This window comes from Streptomyces sp. NPDC048644 (genome assembly GCF_043199105.1).
Lineage (GTDB): Bacteria > Actinomycetota > Actinomycetes > Streptomycetales > Streptomycetaceae > Streptomyces.
The window spans coordinates 242,652-260,975 of record NZ_JBICVO010000003.1 but is presented as its reverse complement, the minus strand read 5'-3'; the positions used below and the strand labels follow the sequence as shown (position 1 = coordinate 260,975).

Genomic DNA, 18,324 nt, shown 5'->3' with positions numbered 1-18,324 from the left:
GAAATTTCGACGTCACCGTATGTCCGGTGCGGGATTAATAAGGTCAAAACCCCCCAAAACATAAGTGGCGCGTAATGGATGTGATCCAGCGCACAGACGGAGGGGCCCTCTTCGGGGAAGGTGTGCCGTCGACTGCCCGTGCGATCCGCGGAATACCAGTCACGTCTCCAGCACCTGCCTGAAAGCGAGATGAATCAGCAGTGACCACAGACACCGTCACGGATGAAGCGCAGGGGCCACCGGACGGGGGGAGCGGGGCACGGCAGGACGCGGGGGACGAGGGATACAGCAAGGGCCTGAAGGGCCGCCACATCAACATGATCGCGATCGGTGGCGCGATCGGCACCGGTCTGTTCCTCGGCGCCGGCGGCCGGCTGCACTCCGCAGGACCCGCGCTGGCCGTCGCCTACGCCGTCTGCGGCCTCTTCGCCTTCTTCGTCGTCCGGGCGCTGGGGGAGATGGTGCTGCACCGCCCCTCCTCCGGTTCGTTCGTCTCCTACGCCCGGGAATTCCTGGGCGAGAAGGGCGCGTACGTCGCCGGCTGGATGTATGTCGTCAACTGGTCGACGACCGGCATCGCCGACATCACCGCCATCGCGCTGTACACGCACTACTGGAGCCTGTTCACCGACATCCCGCAGTGGGTGATGGCGCTGATCGCGCTCGCCGTGGTGCTGACCGTGAACCTCATCTCCGTGAAGATCTTCGGCGAGCTGGAGTTCTGGTTCGCGATCATCAAGGTCGCCGCACTGGTGATCTTCATGTTCATCGGCATCTTCCTGCTGGCCACCCAGCACCCGGTCGGCGGGCACCCGCCGGGCCTCGACGTGCTCACCGACAACGGCGGATTCTTCCCGACCGGCATGCTGCCTGTGGTGATCGTCCTCCAGGGCGTCGTCTTCGCCTACTCCGCCGTCGAACTGGTCGGCGTGACCGCGGGCGAGACCAGCGAGCCCGAGAAGGTCGTGCCCAAGGCCGTCAACTCCATCATGTGGCGGGTGGGCGTCTTCTATGTCGGATCGGTGCTGCTGCTGACGCTGCTGCTCCCGTGGAACAAGTACACCGACGGCGAGAGCCCCTTCGTCACCGTGCTCTCCAACGTCGGGGTGCCGGCGGCGGGCGATGTGATGAACCTCGTCGTGCTGACCGCCGCCATGTCGAGCCTGAACTCCGGGCTCTACTCGACGGGCCGCATCCTGCGCTCCATGTCCATGGCGGGCTCCGCACCCAAGTTCGCCGGGCTGATGAACCGCAACCAGGTGCCCTACGGCGGCATCCTGCTCACCTCCACCGTCTGCGTACTCGGCGTGGCACTCAACTACGTCGTGCCGGGCAAGGCGTTCGAGATCGTGCTGAACATCGCGGCGCTCGGCATCATCAGCACCTGGTGCACGATCATGATCTGCCACCTGGTCTTCGTGCGCCGCGCCAAGGAGGGGCAGGTGCGACGGCCGCGCTTCCGGCTGCCCGGCACGCCCGTCACCGACATCGTGACGATCGCCTTCCTGCTCGGCGTCATCGTGCTGATGTGGTTCGACGACGGTGTCGGCCGGCAGACCGTGCTGCTGATTCCGGTACTCGCCGTCGCGCTGGTCGCCGGCTGGTACGCGGTCCGCGGCCGGGTGCGGCGCATCGCCGAGGAGCGCGAGGCTGCGTCGTAGACCAGCGCTCGGGCGCCTGACGTACAGGGGCGGTCGCCGGAAGCCGGAGAGGCGTCCGCGACCGCCCTCGCGCGTGCGGGGGACCGCCGCGCTCAGCCGCCGAGCAGCGGGTAGTGATCGGAGAGGTTGGTGTAGGTGTACTTCTTGCCCCAGCTGGAGACCGTCCAGGGCGCGGACTCCTCCATGATCACGTCATTGCGCCAGCCGGCGGGCCTGGCATGGCCGTTGCGGTGCAGGACGTAGTCCAGGTCCTCGCGCGGATCGTCCGGGTAGCGGTACTTCGCGACGGAGTTCTCCTGGGTGTCGAAGGAGTATGGATGGCCCGTGCGGCTGTCGGCGGGGGCCAGGTCGCCGTTGGCGAGCATCGCGTCGTACTCCGAGCCGTGCGAGTCGATGTTCATGTCACCGGCGACCATGACCTCTTCGCCGGCCGGGATGTGCCGGGCGTCCAGGAAGGCGTCCATCTCCTTGAGCTGGGCCGCGCGGTCGGCGACCGCCTCGCCCGCCTTGCAGCCCGAGTCGGTGGACTGGGTGTGCGTGCCGACCACGTGCACCTTGGCGCCGTTCACGTCCAGCACCGCATAGACGAAGCCCTTGTTGGAGAAGGCGTCCGAGCCGCAGGCGTCCTTGTAGACGTACTGCTCCTTGCGGAGGATCGGCCACTTGCTCAGCAGCGTCACCCCGCCGTCCTCCGGGGTGGCGGCGGAGTAGGCGCCGCCGGTGGCGTCCCAGCCGTCCTTGCTGCGGCCGACCACCGGAGTCTGGTGCGGGTACTGCGCCGCGGCACGGGACTTCAGGGCGTCCGACGAGGAGTTGTCGAAGGCTTCCTCCAGGACGACGACGTCGTTGCCCTGGAAGAAGTCCGCCGCCGGTATGGCCTCGGCGCGGTGGTCCTGGCCCCAGTTGGGGTAGAGGTTCTTGCTCATCAGGAAGGTGTTGTAGGTCAGGACCTTCAGATGCGGGGGCGGCGTCGCCGACGCGGTGGGGGACGCGGCGGCGGTGGCGACGACGGCGAGGGCCGCGGCGGTCGCGACGGCCCGTGGGGTGCGCGGTGCGGGGTGCGGCACTGAATCTCCCTGTGGGGGTGGGGACATGATCCGGCGAGGCACATCAAATCAGCTGTGGTTACCTCTTGGTAACCACTCGGTGTGCACGAGATTCACGGGGCGTAGCGCTTGCCCGTGAGGTCGCAGCGGACGGTGCGGAGGCGACGGCCGGACGGTCGTATCATGGAGAAACGCGAGGAATATCGCGTGGTACGGCAAAGGCGATGACGGCGGTGCACAACGACCCGCAACCCCCGCCACCGGGCAGCCTTCTGTGGTCGATGGCCGGGGACATCCGCACCCTGCTGACCCTGCCGGCCGTCATGACCCTTCAGGTGGCGCACCCCGAGGTGAGCGCGGGCACCGACGCCCGCGCGGTGTTCCGTACGGACCCCTGGGGGCGCGGCCGGCGGTCGCTGATCTCCTTCCAGCTGTGGGTCTACGGCGGCGATGCGGCGGCAGCGGAGGGCCGCAGGCTGCGCCGGACCGTCCGGGGCGCCGACGCGCGGGGGCCTGCGCGCCACGTCCTCACGCCGGCCGCCTACGTCTGGGTGCACGCCACCGGCTACCCCGTCTTCCGGCGCGGGCGGCGCTATCTCGGCCGCCCGTTCACCGAGGCGCAGGAACGGCGGCTGTACGCGGAATGGCTCCAGGTCGGCCGGGTGCTGGGCATCAGTGACGGCGACATGCCGCAGACCGTCGAGGAATTCTGGCCGTACTACCGCAAGGTGCTCGAAAATGACCTTGAACCGACGCCCGTGGTAAGGGAGTTGGTTTCCACGGGCCTGCCGGTCCCGGCGCCTGACGTCGGCCCGCTCCCGCTGCGGCTGCTGCTGCGGGTCGCCTGGCCTGCGGTGCGGCCCCTGTTCGTGCGCTGCCGGCGCTTTCTCGCGATCGGCCTGCTGCCGCCCGACGCGCGCCTCGCCATCGGGCTGCGGTGGAGCGACGCCCAGGAACGGCGGCTGCGGTGCTTCGGCCGGGTGGTCCGCGTGGTGGTGCCGACGCTTCCTGAGCGGCTGCGGTACCTGCCCACGGCGCGGAGGGCCCGTCGGGCGGCTGGGGGTGGGAGGGGGCGTCTGGCGGCTTGGCGTCCTCTGAGGCGTTTCTGACGCTTCGTCACGCACCCCCCACCCCCGAACCCACCCCCGCCCCCTCCCCCCGTAGGGGGGAGAGGGGGGAGGGGGCGGGGGAGCGCCGGGCAGGCTCCGCGCTCGGGGAGCGCGGCAGGCCCCGAGCCCCCGAGGGTCCTCAGGCGCACGCTCCAGTGTCTCGGGCGGACGCCTGGTGCCTAGTGCGCCCCCGCCTCGTGTGCGTGTACCTGGTGGGTGGCTTCGATCTGCTTCCAGGACTTGGGCTGGGCGACCGGTGTCCGCGGTGCGCCGAGGGTCCGCTTGGTGGCGCCGGTGGCGGGTTTGGCGGGCTGGAAGAGCCAGGTGTCGAAGAAGTCGGCGAGCGGGGTGCCGGTCTTCTTCTCGGCGAACTTCACGAAGTCGGCGACGGAGGCGTTGCCGTATTTGTGCTCGGTGGGCCAGGTCTTGAGGATGTCGAAGAAGACCTTGTCGCCGATCTTGTTGCGCAGTGCCTGGATGGCCAGTGCGCCGCGGTCGTAGACGGCGCCGTCGAACTGCTTGTCCGCGCCGGGGTCGCCGGGCTTGACGGTCCAGAACGGGTCGTCGGCGGGGTGCTGGTCGTAGACGTAGTCCGCGAGTTCCTGTGCGGTGCCCTCGCCTTCCTTCTCCGACCAGAGCCACTGGCTGTAGGCGGCGAAGCCTTCGTTGACCCAGATGTCCTTCCAGTCCTTGAGCGAGACGCTGTCGCCGTACCACTGGTGGGCGAGTTCGTGGACGACGACGGAGACGTTGGCGCCGCGGTCGAATGCCTTCTTGCCGTAGAAGGGGCGGGTCTGGGTCTCCAGTGCGTATCCGGCGGGGACGTTGGGGACGTAGCCGCCGACGGCGTTGAACGGGTAGGGGCCGAAGACGCTCTCCAGCCATTCGGTGACTTCGGTGGTGCGCTCGATGCTGGCGTGTGCCGAGCCGCTGTTCGCGCCGAGGTCCTTGCTGACGGCGTTGATCACCGGCAGGCCGTTGGCGGTCTTGTCGGTGGTGATGTCGAATTTTCCGACGGCGAGGGTGGTCAGGTAGGTCGCCTGCGGCTTGTCCGAGCGCCAGTTGTAGCGGGTCCAGCCGAGTTTGGAGGTCTGTGAGGCCAGGACGCCGTTGCTGAGGGCCTGGGTTCCGTCGGGGACGGCGACGGAGATGTCGTAGGTGGCCTTGTCGGTGGGGTGGTCGTTGCTCGGGAACCACCAGACGGCGGAGTCGGGTTCCTGTGCGACCACGCCGCCGTCGGGGGTGCGGGCCCAGGCGGTGAAGCCGTCGATCTTCAGCTCGGACGGCTTGCCCGCGTAGCGCACGACGACGCTGATCCGCTTGCCCTTTTCCAGGGGCGTGGCGGGGGTGACCTCCAGTTCGTGCTTGCCGGAGGTGGCGTAGGTGGCCTTCTTGCCGTTGATCCGGATCTCGCTGACCTTCAGGCCGAAGTCCAGGTTGAAGCGGGAGAGGTCCTGGGTGGTGGTGGCGAGCAGGGTCGCCGTGCCTTCCAGGAGGTCCGTCTTCGGCTGGTACTTGAGCCGCAGGTCGTAGTGGGAAACGTCGTATCCGCCGTTTCCGCTCTCGGGGTAGTAGCTGTCGCCCGCACCCGGAGCGCCGGGGGTGAAGCCGGCCGCCGATGCCGGGATCGCCAGCAGCAGGCTGAGCGCAGCGGCGCCCGGGACGAGGAGTCTGTGACGCACGAGTCCTCCAACTCGTAGAAGAGGTGGATCTGTTCAGAGCCTATGTACTCGCCCGGGTGTCATCATGTCCATGGCCTCATCTGACACATGACCGTCATGTGGCGCGGTGGCCCCCGGTGCACGTCGCGTACCACCGGTTTCGGCCTCGTGGGGTGCGCTGCGTCCCACGGGCCCCCTTACGCACGGGAGTTGCGGCGCGCTACCTTCCCGCCGTGACGCATCCCGCGCGGGCCACCCGCATCCCCTGGAAAGCATTCGCGCTGGCGGCGGTCGTCGCCCTGCTGGCCGCGCTGGCCGGTTCGCCGCCCGCAAGGGCGGACTCCGGCATCCCGCGCACGGCGGGCCCGCCGGGCGAGAGCAGACCCGTCTACTCCTACGACCGTGCGGTCCGCGAAACGGTCTGGGTGGACACCCGGCTGGACGGCGACGGGGACGGGCGGACCGACCGCGTCGCCGTCGACATCGTGCGCCCGAGCGAGCCCGCGCAGCAGGGCCGCAAGATCCCCGTGATCATGGACGCCAGCCCTTACTACTCCTGCTGCGGGCGCGGCAACGACGGTCAGAAGAAGACCTACGACGCGCAGGGCCGGCCGGTCCAGTTCCCGCTCCACTACGACAACTACTTCGTGCCGCGCGGCTATGCGACGGTCCTCGTCGATCTGGCGGGCACCAACCGCTCGGACGGCTGTGTGGACGTCGGCGGGCGCTCCGACATCGGCTCGGCGAAGGCGGTCGTCGACTGGCTTGGCGGCCGTGGCCGCGCCTACGACGCCCCGGCGGGCGGCGGCGCGGTCACCGCCGGCTGGACCGACGGCAGTACCGGCATGATCGGCAAGAGCTGGGACGCGACCATCGCCAACGGTGTCGCGGCCACCGGAGTCAAGGGCCTCAAGACCATCGTCCCGATCGCCGGCATCTCGTCCTGGTACGACTACTACTTCTCCCGGGGCGCGCCGCTGTACGGCTCGGGGCCCGACGGGCTCGCGGACGCCGTCGAGAGTTCCGGTGCGCACCAGCGGTGCGCCGCCGTGCAGCAGAAGCTCGTCGACGGTGCCCCGCGTTCCGGGGACTGGACCGGCCTGTGGAGCGAGCGCGATTACGTTCCCGACGCGGGCAAGGTCCGCGCCAGCGTGTTCATGGTGCACGGGATGCAGGACCTCAACGTCCGTACCCAGCACGCGGGTCGGTGGTGGGATGCGCTCGCCAGGCACGGTGTGGAGCGCAAGATCTGGCTCTCGCAGACCGGTCACGTCGACCCGTTCGACTACCGGCGCCCCGAGTGGGTCCGTACCCTCCACCAGTGGTTCGACCACTACCTGATGGGTTACGACAACGGCATTGAGCGGGCGCCGATGGCGGACGTGGAACGCGCGCCCGACCAGTGGTCCACGGACGCGCACTGGCCGGCGGACGGGACGGCGGCGACCACCCTGCACCCGGGCAACGGCGGCGCGCCCGGCGTCGGCACGCTGGGGGCCGCGCCGGCTCCGCAGGGCGCGACGGAGAAGTTCACCGACGACCCGAAGCTGAGCGAGGAGGACTGGGCGGCGGCCATCGACCGGCCGACGTCGTCCAAGGCCGGTTTCACCACCGGGAAGCTGACCGCTCCGCTGCGGCTGTCCGGCTCGGGGAAGGTGACCGTGACGGCCACGCCGACGACGGCGACCGCGCACCTCTCGGCCGTCCTGATCGACATCGGCCCGGACACCATCCGCAACTACGCCGCTTCCGGGGAAGGCATCACCACCCTGGACCGCAGCACCTGTTGGGGGCAGGGCACCAAGGGTGACACCGGCTGCTTCCGGGAGACCGCCGCTGACACCGAGAAGGTGGGGCACACCGTCTTCAGCCGTGGCTGGGCGGATCTGGGCACCTACGCCGATCCGCACAAGGGGCGTCCGCTCACCCCGGGCACGCCGTACACCCTCACCCTGGATCTGGCGGCGAGCGATCACGTCGTGCCCGCGGGGCACCGGCTCGCGCTGGTCGTGGCAGGTACGGACGCCGGGCTGATCGATCCGCCGTCCACCCGGCCGACGCTGACCCTTGACCTCGCGCGTACCTCGGCGGACCTGCCGGTGACGGGCGGCGCCCCGGCGCTCGCGCGGGCGCTCGCGGGGGCCCGTCCGGCGACCGCGGACTCCGGTGCGGGTATCGCACCGCCGCGCATGCTCAGCCGGCTGCCTCACGGACGGTGAGCCGCTCCGCACACACAATCCGCATATCACCGTACGGTCGCGTTCCCGGCGGCGGGCCGCTGCGGTGTGGTAGGGGGTAAACGGTCGGAAAAAATTGGCCAATGGAAAGGTCGACACGTGTCGGACAAAGCCAAGGAACCGGGGGACGGGGGACGTTCGCCGATCGCGGTGGACTCCTCCGGTGACCCGCACCGCACCGGCCCTCCACAGACCGACCGCGTGGTCTTCGGCGTCACCTCGCTGCTGACCCTCGCGTTCATCGTCTGGGGCGCCTCCTCCACGGAGTCGCTCAAGAACGTCTCGACAACGATGCTGCACTGGGTGATCGACAACCTCGGCTGGGCATTCGTCATCGCCGCATCGGGGTTCGTGGTCTTCGCGATCTGGCTCGCCGTCAGCAAGTACGGCCGGATCACGCTGGGACAGGAAGGGGAGGAACCCGAATTCCGCACGGTGTCCTGGATCGCGATGATGTTCAGCGCGGGCATGGGCATCGGCCTGATGTTCTACGGCGTCAGCGAACCGCTGGGGCACTTCATCAACCCGCCGCCGGGCACCAACCCCGCGGACGCGGCCCAGAAGATGGACACGGCGCTGGCCACCACGCTGTTCCACTGGACGCTGCACCCCTGGGCGATCTACGCGGTCGTGGGGCTCGCCATCGCCTACAGCTGCTTCCGGCGGGGGAGGCGGCAGACGATATCGGCGGTGTTCACCCCCTTGATCGGAAGGCGGCGGGCCAACGGCTGGGGCGGCCAGGTCATCGACATCCTGGCCATCTTCGCCACCCTCTTCGGCTCCGCCGCCTCGCTGGGTCTGGGCGCGTTGCAGATCGGCAGCGGCATCAAGGTGCTGGGCTGGATGGACAGCGTCAGTACCACACTGCTGGTCGTCGTCATCACCGTGCTGACGCTCGCGTTCATCCTGTCCGCGGTCTCCGGCATCGCCAAGGGCGTCCAGATGCTGTCCAACATCAACATGGTGCTGGCGCTGATCCTGGCCGTCTTCGTCTTCGTGGTCGGACCGACCGTCCTGATCCTCAACCTGCTGCCCACGTCCATCGGTTCGTTCATCGGCGAACTGCCGCAGCTGGCCGGCCGTACGGAGGCCAGCAGCGGTGCCGATGTGGACACCTGGCTGCGCACCTGGACCGTCTTCTACTGGGCTTGGTGGATCTCCTGGACGCCCTTCGTGGGCATGTTCATCGCCCGCATCAGCCGTGGCCGGACGATCCGGCAGTTCATCGGCGGCGTCATCCTCGTGCCGAGCGTGGTCAGCCTCATCTGGTTCGCGATCTTCGGCGGGTCGGCGACGAAGCTCCAGGCCGACAAGCAGCTGAGCGGGGCCGGTACCTCCGAGGGGCAGCTCTTCGACGTGCTGCACCAGTACCCGCTCGCCACGGTCATGAGCATTCTTGTCATGATCCTGGTCGGCATCTTCTTCGTCTCCGGAGCCGATGCCGCCTCGATCGTCATGGGCACGCTGTCGCAGAAGGGCACCTTCGAGCCCAGCCGGCCCGTGGTGATCTTCTGGGGCGTGGTGACCGGCGCGGTCGCGGCGATCATGCTGCTGATCGGCGGCGGTTCGGGCGACGCCCTGACGGGTCTGCAGAACCTGACGATCCTCGTCGCGGTGCCGTTCATGATCGTGATGATCGTCATGTGCTGGGCCCTGATGCGGGACCTGCGCAGCGATCCGCTGATCGTGCGCGGCCAGCGGGGCGAGGAAGCCGTCGAGATGGCCGTCATCGCCGGTCACGAGCAGTACGACGGCGACTTCGAGTTCCGGATCGGTCCTGGCAGCGAGACCACGGGCGCCACGGCCGTCGGCTCGGGCCCTGACGACGAACCCGATGGCTCGGGGAAGCCCGGCGGCCCGGAGGACTGACGGACGCTGAAGGGGGACGGGCCCGTCGCGGCAGTATCGCGGCGGGCCCGTCGCCCGGCCGCTCCGGCTACTGTGCCGGAGCCTCCCGCACCTTGCGCACCACCTCGTCCGCACACCCCCAGGCCACGGTGACCCCTGCGCCACCGTGCCCGTAGTTGTGCACGCACCACGCACCGCCCGGCAGCCGCTCGGCCGCCAGCCGTACCGCCGTCCTCGCCGGGCGCAGCCCCACCCGGTGCTCCAGCACCCTGGCACCTGCCAGCGCGGGGAAGCGCCGTGCGCAGCGCGCCACGATCGCCTCGGCCACCGCGGGATCCGGCTCCCGCGACCAGGCGTGCTCGCGCGCCGTGCCGCCGAGCACCACACCGAACGGCTGCGGCAGCACGTACGTCGTGTCGGACGCGCCCCCGTCGGCCGAGACGAACCACTCCTCGATCCCCGGGTTCGCCACCACCACCAACTGGCCCTGCACCGGCTGCACCTGCGGATCGGGCACCAGCTCGCGGGCGCCGAGGCCCGAGCAGTTCACGACCGTGCCGGCTTCCTCGCCCGCTTCGGTGAGCGAGGTGAAGGGGCGGCGCTCCAGCGTCCCGCCCGCCGCCGCCAACCGCCGTTCCAGATACCGCAGATGGGCAGGCATGTCCACCAGAGGGGTGCGGGCCCGCCACCCCGCCGTGTGCCCCGCCGGAAGCTCGTCGGGGCGGGCCCGCCGCAGGCCGGGCACGGCGTCGTGCCAGGCGGCCAGCGCATCGTCGGCGGGTGCGGTGCCGGACGTGGCGGGCTCATCGGCGACGGTCTCCGTCATCGTGCCGGTCACCATCCGGGAGCCGGTCTCCTCCGGGCGCTCGGCGAGCGAGGCCAGCACATCGAAGCCGCGTACCGACCAGCGCACCGCCTGTTCCCGCGGCTGGATCCGGTAGGGCCAGCACAGCCCGCCGGCCACCGCCGATGTGGTGTCGTCCGCGCGGTCACGGCTGACCACCCGCACCCGGTGTCCGTCCTCCGCCAGCGCGATGGCCGACGTGAGCCCCACCACGCCGCCACCGATGACCAGTACCTCGCTCGCATGGATCCTCATATCCGGACGCTAACCGCTGGCGCCGCGGCGGGCGAGGGAGGGCCGGGACGACAGGGGGCGGGGGAGCGGGCGGCGCCCGGCGCGCGGCGTCCGCCGTCCCCGTGACGGCCCGGGTGGGCGGCGCCCGCAACCCGTTCGTGATCTTGAGGTAGCCGACCGGCAGTGGCCAGGACAAACCCGGACCTTAGGCTGGTAGGCAGCACCGTCGGCCGATGACGCCCCTCGGATCGTGTTCCGCCCGTCCGTCCGCCGTCGTCTGAGGAGGCCCATGCCCCGCGCCCCGCGCGCCGTGCCCGCCTGGCTCGCCCACCCGTTCCGCTGGCAGCGGCTGCCCGTCCCGTGGCCCGCCGTGGCCCGCGGGGCGCTCTGCGCGGGGCCGCTGCTGGGTGCGGGGGTCGCCACCGGTCATCCCGCGCCCGGCGTGCTGGCCGGGCTCGGCTCGATGCTGGCCGGCGTCAACGACCGGCCCGGCACCCGCAGGACCGGCATCGTGCACATCGGCCTGCCCGCGCTCGCCTCCGCCCTCGGCATGCTGATGGGCGCCGCCCTCCAGACGGCAGGCGCCGGCTGGTGGCTGGTGCCCGCCCTGTTCGCCGTCGGCTTCGTCTCCGGCGCGGGCAGCGTGGCAGGTCCTGTCCGGTCCACCGCCGGGATGCAGATGCTGGCCGCCACCGTCCTCGGGGCCGGCATGCCGCTGCCAGGCGCGCCCTGGATGAAGAGTCTCTACCTGCTCGCCGGGTGCCTGTGGCTGCTGCTGCTCCGCGTGGTGCTGCGCAGCCCCCGGCCTGCGGGCGGCGCGCTGGGCGGCGAGCGGGCCGCCGTCGCCACCGTCTTCGACGCGCTGGCCGTCGCCCTGGGAGCGGCCGGCGGGCCCGGCGCCGAACCGGCCAGACGCCGGCTGACCGCGGCACTCGACCGCGCCGACGAGGCGTTGCGGCTGCGCAGGCTCACCGACCGGCTGCTGCGCCGCGCGCCCCGCCGCGACGAACTCCTGCTGGCCGAGCGGTTCGCCGCCGCCACCACCCTGTGCGAGGCGAGCGTCGCGCTCCTGTGGGAGGCACGGCCGCTGCCCGCCCGGGTCGCCGAGAGCCCCCGGCAGTTCGCCGATGCGCTGCGCACCGGCCGCCCGCCGGGCCGTATCTCCGCCCCGGAAACCAGCTCGGCCGGCCGCGGCGCCTTCGACCGCGCGCTGCTGGACGCCGCCGTCGTCTTCGCGCGTACGGAGCCTGCCGCACCCGCCGCCCGCCCGCGGCCCCGCGCCTCGTGGCGCACCCTGGCCCGCCGGGCCCGCGGCTTCATCGGCCGGCGCACCCGCCGTGGCCGCAACCTCCTCGGCCCCGCCGCACGGGACTACGGTCTGCGGGTCGCCGTCTGCATCGGCGCGAGCACCGCGGTGGCCCTGCTGCTGCACGCCAACCACTGGTACTGGCTCCCGGCGACCGCCACCTTCCTGGTCAAGCCGGACCTCGGCCCGCTGTTCTCGCGCACCGTCAACCGCTTCGCCGGCACCCTGGCGGGAGTCGTGGTGTTCGCGCTGGCGGCCCTGGCGCTGCCAGGACCGTGGTGGCCGCCGGTGGCTGCCGGGATCGGCGGCGCGCTGCTGCCGTTCGCCACCCGGCACTTCGCCCTCCAGACCTCCGCGATCACCTTCATGGTGCTGGCGTTCGTCTGGGTCAGCGGCGATCCGCAGGCGTCCGCCGAGCGGATCGCCGACACCGCCATCGCCTGCGGCATCGTGCTGGTCGTCGGCCACCTGCCGCGCCTCGCGGACCCGCGCCGCCGGGTCGGCCAGCGGGTCACGTCCGCGCTGCGCGCCACCGAGCGGTTCCTGCGGCACGTCCTTGCGGCCGAGCCGGGACAGGACACCGCCGAGCGGCTGGCGCTGCGCCGGGCCGCGTACCGGGCGCTCGGCGAGGCGAGGACGGCCGCGGAGACCGCCGCCGCCGAACTCCTCGCCGCCCGCGACCGCAACCCCGACTGGCTGACCGTCGTCACCGCTGCCGAACGCATCGTGGACGCGGCGACCGCCTGCGCCGTACGTCTCGACCACGGCGCGCGCCGGCCGAGCGCGGTGGAGGCCGAGCGGCTGTGCGCGGCACTGTCGGCGATGGCGGACGCCCTGGGCGGGGCCGGCCGCCGGACGCCCGGTGTGCACGAGCAGGCGGTGGCACCCGTGCCCGACTGCGCGACCCTCACCGACGTGGCCGCCGAACTGGAGCGCATGCGCGGCTATGCGGGAGCGGCCTGACCTGACCGGACGGCCGCCCCCGCCTCCGCTCAGGTGCGGCGCTTGGCGTCCTTGCCGCCCAGGAGTCCGGCCCGCCGCAGCGCGTCGGCCATCGCGTCGTTGGCCGGCGCGGCCTCCCGGCCGCCGCCCCTGCGCTCGCCGCCGCGCTGCTGCCCGCCACCGGACGGCCGCTGCGCGCCACCGCGTCCGCCGCCGGACCGCTGCCCGCCGCCCGCGCCGCCGCGCCGCTCGCCGCCGGCCGCGCCACCGCGCCGCTCGCCGCTTGCCGCGCCGCCCTTGCCCGGCTCGTCGTCGAGCCGCAGCGTCAGCGAGATCCGCTTGCGCGGGATGTCGACGTCGAGCACCTTGACCCGCACGATGTCACCGGGCTTGACGATCTCGCGCGGTTCCTTGACGAAGGTCTTCGACATCGCCGAGACATGCACCAGGCCGTCCTGGTGGACCCCCACGTCCACGAACGCCCCAAAGGCGGCGACGTTGGTCACCACGCCCTCCAGAAGCATCCCCGGCTGGAGATCGCCGATCTTCTCCACGCCCTCCTTGAAGGTCGCGGTCTTGAACACCGGACGCGGGTCGCGGCCCGGCTTCTCCAGTTCCTGGAGGATGTCGGTGACCGTCGGCAGCCCGAAGGCGTCGTCCACGAAGTCGGCGGGCCGCAGCGCGCGCAGCGCCGTGGCGTTGCCGATCAGCGAGCCGACGCCGCTGCCCGCAGCGGTGACCATCCGGCGCACGACCGGGTACGCCTCCGGGTGCACGCTCGACGCGTCCAGCGGGTCATCGCCGTCCCTGATCCGCAGGAAGCCCGCGCACTGCTCGTACGCCTTGGGGCCGAGCCGCGCGACGTCCTTGAGCGCCTTGCGGGAGCGGAACGGGCCGTTGTTGTCGCGGTGCGCGACGATGTTCTCGGCCAGGCCCGAGCCGATGCCCGACACCCGCGAAAGCAGCGGCGCCGACGCGGTGTTGACGTCCACGCCGACACCGTTCACACAGTCCTCGACCACCGCGTCCAGCGAACGCGACAGCTTCACCTCGGACAGGTCGTGCTGGTACTGCCCGACCCCGATCGACTTCGGGTCGATCTTGACCAGCTCGGCCAGCGGGTCCTGGAGCCGCCGGGCGATGGAGACCGCGCCGCGCAGCGACACGTCAAGCTCCGGCAGTTCCTGGGAGGCGAAGGCGGACGCGGAGTACACCGAGGCGCCGGCCTCGGACACCAGCACCTTCGTCAGCTTCAGCTCCGGCTGCGCGGCGATCAGATCGGCCGCCAGCTTGTCGGTCTCGCGGGATGCGGTGCCGTTGCCGATCGCGATCAGCTCGACGTCGTGTTCCTTCGCCAGCCGCGCCAGGGTCGCCAGCGCGGCGTCCCACTTCTGCTGCGGCACATGCGGATAGATCGTCTCGGTCGCCGCCACCTTGCCGGTCGCGTCGACGACGGCGACCTTCACGCCCGTACGGAAGCCGGGGTCAAGGCCCATCGTGGCGCGCGTGCCGGCCGGCGCCGCCAGCAGCAGATCGCGCAGGTTCGACGCGAAGACCCGTACCGCCTCGTCCTCGGCCGCCTGCCGCAGCCGCAGCCGCAGATCGATCCCGAGGTGCACCTGGACCCGGGTGCGCCAGGCCCAACGGACCGTGTCCTGGAGCCACTTGTCGGCCGGGCGGCCCTGGTTGCGGATGCCGAAGCGGTGCGCGATGGCCTGCTCGTAGGCGCTCGGCCCCTCCGTCACCGCCGACGGGTCGTCAGGCTCCAGCGCGAGGTCGAGGATCTCCTCCTTCTCGCCGCGGAACATCGCGAGCACCCGGTGGGACGGCAGTGCGGTGAACGGCTCGGCGAAGTCGAAGTAGTCGGCGAACTTCGCGCCAGGACCCTCCTTGCTGTCGCCCTTGCCCTCGCGCACCTTCGCCGCGATCCGCCCGCGCGACCACATCCGCTCGCGCAGCTCACCGATCAGGTCCGCGTCCTCGCCGAACCGCTCGGTCAGGATCGCCCGCGCGCCCTCCAGGGCGGCGGCCGGGTCGGCGACCCCCTTGTCCCCGTCGACGAACGCGGCGGCGGCTGCGGCCGGTTCCACCGACGGGTCGCCCAGCAGCCCGTCGGCCAGCGGAGTGAGGCCCGCCTCCCGGGCGATCTGCGCCTTGGTGCGGCGCTTGGGCTTGTACGGGAGGTAGATGTCCTCCAGCCGCGCCTTGGAATCGGCGCCCCGGATCTGCGCTTCGAGCGCCGCGTCCAGCTTGTCCTGCGACCGTACGGACTCCAGGATCGCGGTCCGCCGCTCCTCCAGCTCCCGCAGGTAGCGCAGCCGTTCCTCCAACGCGCGCAGCTGCGCGTCGTCGAGCATCTCGGTGGCTTCCTTGCGGTAGCGCGCGATGAACGGCACGGTCGAACCGCCGTCGAGCAGTTCGACCGCGGCCTTCACCTGCCGCTCCTTGACGCCGAGCTCCCCGGCGATCCTCGCTTCGATGGTCCCGAGGGCCCCGATGGGCTCGGTGGATGCCGTCACGTTGATCCTGCCCCGCCTTCCAGCGCTTGCTTGAGCCTGCATTGTGCAGGGTCGCAGGTCGCACTGTCGCGCCGCCCGGCCAGCGGCGCCGGGGTGTGAGAAGGCGCACGCACACCCCGCGGCCGACGCGCATCCGCGGCTACTTGCCGAACATCTCCGCCGGGAACGCCCCCGCTTCCATGGCGGCGGTGGTGAAGCCGCCCGCGAGCTCGGTGAGCCGGGCCACGCCCTCGGCGCCGAGGTGCTCGTACGGCGCCCGGTCCAGCCGGTCCGTGGTGTCCTCCAGGTCCTTGCGCAGCTGCTGTCCTGCGTCGGTCAACTCGCCTTCGGCGTCCAGCAGTCCGCGGTCGCGCAGCCGCTCCTGCGCGTCCGTCCACTCCTCCTGCGACCAGCCGCGGGTCTTCATGATCCCGAGGTGGCTCATGCCGCGACCGCTGGCGTTGTGGGTGACCAGCGCCTCCAGGCCGTCCAGTTCGGCGTCGAGCAGCGCCATCAGGTGGCCGTCGCCGCGGTGTTCGCGCAGCAGGGACGCGGCGTGCCAGTAGGCGAGGTGCGGGGCGTCCGGAACCGGCAGGTCGGCGTGCGAGGCGAACAGCGGCCTGGCGGGCCGGCTGCCCGCCTCCGCGGCCCGCAGCGCCAGCTCCGCCGCCTCGGCCATCTCGGGCGACTCCAGCGCCGCGTCGCCGAGCAGCCGGCGCAGGGTGGTGTCGGCCGCGCGCAGCCGGGCCGCCAGCACGGTCTCGGGGGAGGCCACCGACCAGACGGCGGGGACGTGCCGGGAGACCAGGCGGTGGCTGAAGTTGTAGAAGGTCGCGGTGATGGTTCCGGGGCCGACCGGGCCCATGGCCGCGCCGCGCACCGCGAAGTAGCCTGCGCTGCGGCTCTCGATGCCGATCTTCGCCAGTTCGTCGTGCAGGTCGGGCGAGAAGTAGTGCGTCGAGTGGAACGGGTTGATCACGTTGTGGCAGTGCCGTCCGGCGCGCGGCGGCAGCGGGGTCGCAGAGGTCATGCCGAGCAGGTTACCGACCCGTCGGTATGGCCGGGAGGCCAGGCCCGCCACCGGAAGGACACCACGCCCGCCACCGGACGGGATCCAGGCCCGCCACCGGACGCGGACACGCCTGCCGGGACGCGTCGATGGCAGGAAAGGTGGGAAATTCGTCATTGCCGCCGTCCCCGCCACTGGCGAGGATGGGGCCATGGAGACGCGTGACGTGCTGGTCGTCCTCTACGACGATGTCCAGAGCCTTGATGTCAGCGGCCCGGTGGAGGTCTTCAGCGGCGCCAACCGGGGGGTGCCCGACGCGTACCGGATCCGCACCGCGAGCCTCGACGGCGGGCCCGTCACCACCTCCAGCGGACTGCGGCTCACCCCGGACCTCGCACTGGCCGACGCCCCCGTGCCGCACACCCTCCTGGTCCCCGGCGGCGAGGGCAGCCGCACGATCGACCCGCGGCTGACCGACTGGCTGCGGCGGCACGCCCCGCACGCGCAGCGGAAGGTCTCGGTGTGCGGCGGCGCGCTGCTGCTCGCCGAGGCGGGACTGCTGGACGGCCGCCGGGTGACGACCCACTGGGCGCTGTGCGAGAGCTTCGCCGCGCAGTACCCCGCCATCGAGGTCGCGCCCGAGCCGATCTACCTGCGGGACGGCGACGTGGTCACGTCAGCGGGGGTGACGGCCGGCATCGACCTGACGCTCGCGCTGGTGGAGGAGGACCTGGGCCGGGATCTCGCGCTGTGGATCGCCCGCCGGCTCGTCGTCTTCCTCCGGAGGCCCGGCAACCAGACCCAGTTCAGCACCCAGCTCGCGGTGCAGACGGCGGGCCGGCGACCGCTCCGCGACGTCCAGCAGTGGATCATCGACAACCCGTCCGCCGACCTGTCCGTTGACACGCTCGCCTGCCGGGCCGGCCTCTCCCCGCGGCACTTCGCCCGCGCGTTCCGCCTGGAGGTCGGTATGACGCCGGGCCGCTACGTGGACCGGGTGCGCCTGGAGGCCGCGCGCCGCCGCCTGGAGGACACCGTCGACGGCATCGAGGAGGTCTCCAGGCACTGCGGCTACGGCACACCCGAGGCGATGCGCCGCGCCTTCGTCCGCGTCCTGGGCGCCGCGCCCGCCGAGTACCGCCGCCGCTTCCGGACCGCAGGACCCGCCCTCTGACCGGCGCCCGCCCCGTGTTCTCCCGCAGCCCGCCGTCACCATGACGCGCGCGGCATCCGTCACCACCACCGACAGGACCCGCCATGCAGATCGCCATCCTGCTCTTCAACGGCTTCACCGCGCTCGACGCCGTGGGCCCGTACGAGACGCTCAGCAAGATGCCGGGTGCCGAGCTGGTCTTCACCGGCGAGCGCACCGGCACGTACCGCAACGAGAGCGGCGCGCTCGGCCTCGTCGCCGACGCCACCCTGTCCGAGGTCACCGCGCCCGACATCCTCGTCGTGCCCGGCGGCCCGGGGCAGAGCGGTCTGATGGAGGACGGGCCGGTGCGCGAGTGGATCCGGGCGGTGGACGCAGGTACCACCTGGACCACGTCGGTGTGCACCGGCTCGCTGATCCTCGCCGCCGCCGGACTCCTCAAGGGCCGCCGGGCGACCTCCCACTGGCTGGCCCTGGACCAGCTGCCCGCGTACGGCGCCGAGCCGACCGGTGAACGGGTGGTGTTCGACGGCAAGTACGTCACGGCCGCCGGTGTCTCGTCCGGCATCGACATGGGGCTGAGCCTGGTGGGCCGCATCGCCGGTGACGCCGTGGCGCAGACCGTCCAGCTCCTCATCGAGTACGACCCGCAGCCGCCGTACGACGCGGGCTCCCCGCAGAAGGCCCCCGCCGGGATCACCGCGCAGCTCAGGGAACGCAGCCGGTTCCCCGGCCGCGGCGATGAATAGCCGCGCGGTGGTCCGCCGTACGCCTCG

At 71.8% G+C, this 18,324-nt stretch carries 12 protein-coding genes; 7 read left to right on the top strand and 5 right to left on the bottom strand.

Annotation, left to right across the window (positions count from 1 at the left end):
• Window positions 1-200 precede the first annotated feature (200 nt).
• On the top strand, window positions 201-1,661 hold the full coding sequence (locus ACGFNI_RS08185) for an amino acid permease (protein ID WP_393681733.1): 1,461 nt from the start codon (window positions 201-203) through the stop codon (window positions 1,659-1,661).
• Window positions 1,662-1,753: 92 nt separating this feature from the next.
• Here the strand turns inward: ACGFNI_RS08185 and sph are convergent, their stop codons facing one another.
• Entirely contained in the window at window positions 1,754-2,728 is a 975-nt protein-coding gene (gene sph / locus ACGFNI_RS08180) for a sphingomyelin phosphodiesterase (protein ID WP_393681731.1), read from the bottom strand.
• Between the two features lie 203 nt (window positions 2,729-2,931).
• Between sph and ACGFNI_RS08175 the strand changes: the two genes are divergently transcribed.
• On the top strand, window positions 2,932-3,816 hold the full coding sequence (locus tag ACGFNI_RS08175) for an oxygenase MpaB family protein (RefSeq protein WP_393681729.1): 885 nt from the start codon (window positions 2,932-2,934) through the stop codon (window positions 3,814-3,816).
• Between the two features lie 179 nt (window positions 3,817-3,995).
• On the opposite strand, the gene ACGFNI_RS08170 is transcribed toward ACGFNI_RS08175, so the two are convergent.
• Window positions 3,996-5,498, bottom strand: a complete 1,503-nt coding sequence (locus ACGFNI_RS08170) for a M1 family metallopeptidase (protein WP_393681727.1) — start codon at window positions 5,496-5,498, stop codon at window positions 3,996-3,998.
• Between the two features lie 212 nt (window positions 5,499-5,710).
• Between ACGFNI_RS08170 and ACGFNI_RS08165 the strand changes: the two genes are divergently transcribed.
• Complete coding sequence (locus ACGFNI_RS08165; protein WP_393681725.1) at window positions 5,711-7,696, top strand: Xaa-Pro dipeptidyl-peptidase; 1,986 nt, start codon at window positions 5,711-5,713, stop codon at window positions 7,694-7,696.
• A gap of 162 nt (window positions 7,697-7,858) precedes the next feature.
• Window positions 7,859-9,583, top strand: a complete 1,725-nt coding sequence (locus ACGFNI_RS08160; RefSeq protein WP_393682184.1) for a BCCT family transporter — start codon at window positions 7,859-7,861, stop codon at window positions 9,581-9,583.
• Between the two features lie 67 nt (window positions 9,584-9,650).
• Here the strand turns inward: ACGFNI_RS08160 and ACGFNI_RS08155 are convergent, their stop codons facing one another.
• Complete coding sequence (locus ACGFNI_RS08155) at window positions 9,651-10,661, bottom strand: FAD-dependent oxidoreductase (RefSeq protein ID WP_393681724.1); 1,011 nt, start codon at window positions 10,659-10,661, stop codon at window positions 9,651-9,653.
• 268 nt (window positions 10,662-10,929) lie between these two features.
• Here ACGFNI_RS08155 and ACGFNI_RS08150 point away from each other — a divergent pair, with 268 nt between their 5' ends.
• Window positions 10,930-12,909: an FUSC family protein gene (locus ACGFNI_RS08150; RefSeq protein ID WP_393681723.1), complete on the top strand. Its 1,980-nt coding sequence runs from the start codon at window positions 10,930-10,932 to the stop codon at window positions 12,907-12,909.
• Window positions 12,910-12,938: 29 nt separating this feature from the next.
• Here the strand turns inward: ACGFNI_RS08150 and ACGFNI_RS08145 are convergent, their stop codons facing one another.
• Window positions 12,939-15,407, bottom strand: a complete 2,469-nt coding sequence (locus tag ACGFNI_RS08145; RefSeq protein ID WP_393681721.1) for a Tex family protein — start codon at window positions 15,405-15,407, stop codon at window positions 12,939-12,941.
• Window positions 15,408-15,546: 139 nt separating this feature from the next.
• Window positions 15,547-16,416, bottom strand: coding sequence for a hypothetical protein (locus ACGFNI_RS08140; RefSeq protein WP_393681720.1), 870 nt, complete (start codon window positions 16,414-16,416; stop codon window positions 15,547-15,549).
• A gap of 190 nt (window positions 16,417-16,606) precedes the next feature.
• On the opposite strand from ACGFNI_RS08140, the gene ACGFNI_RS08135 reads away from it, so the two are divergent.
• Both ACGFNI_RS08135 and ACGFNI_RS08130 read left to right on the top strand, forming a co-directional pair.
• A complete protein-coding gene (locus ACGFNI_RS08135) occupies window positions 16,607-17,569 on the top strand; it encodes a GlxA family transcriptional regulator (RefSeq protein WP_393681719.1) in 963 nt (320 codons plus the stop codon).
• 83 nt (window positions 17,570-17,652) lie between these two features.
• A complete protein-coding gene (locus tag ACGFNI_RS08130) occupies window positions 17,653-18,297 on the top strand; it encodes a DJ-1/PfpI family protein (protein WP_393681718.1) in 645 nt (214 codons plus the stop codon).
• Window positions 18,298-18,324: the final 27 nt, after the last annotated feature.

Coding starts and splice junctions, on each gene's coding strand:
- ACGFNI_RS08155 (WP_393681724.1), bottom strand. CDS start 10,661: ATGAGGATCCATGCGAGCGAGGTACTGGTCATCGGTGGCGGCGTGGTG.
- ACGFNI_RS08175 (WP_393681729.1), top strand. CDS start 2,932: ATGACGGCGGTGCACAACGACCCGCAACCCCCGCCACCGGGCAGCCTT.
- ACGFNI_RS08150 (WP_393681723.1), top strand. CDS start 10,930: ATGCCCCGCGCCCCGCGCGCCGTGCCCGCCTGGCTCGCCCACCCGTTC.
- ACGFNI_RS08140 (WP_393681720.1), bottom strand. CDS start 16,416: ATGACCTCTGCGACCCCGCTGCCGCCGCGCGCCGGACGGCACTGCCAC.
- ACGFNI_RS08135 (WP_393681719.1), top strand. CDS start 16,607: ATGGAGACGCGTGACGTGCTGGTCGTCCTCTACGACGATGTCCAGAGC.
- ACGFNI_RS08130 (WP_393681718.1), top strand. CDS start 17,653: ATGCAGATCGCCATCCTGCTCTTCAACGGCTTCACCGCGCTCGACGCC.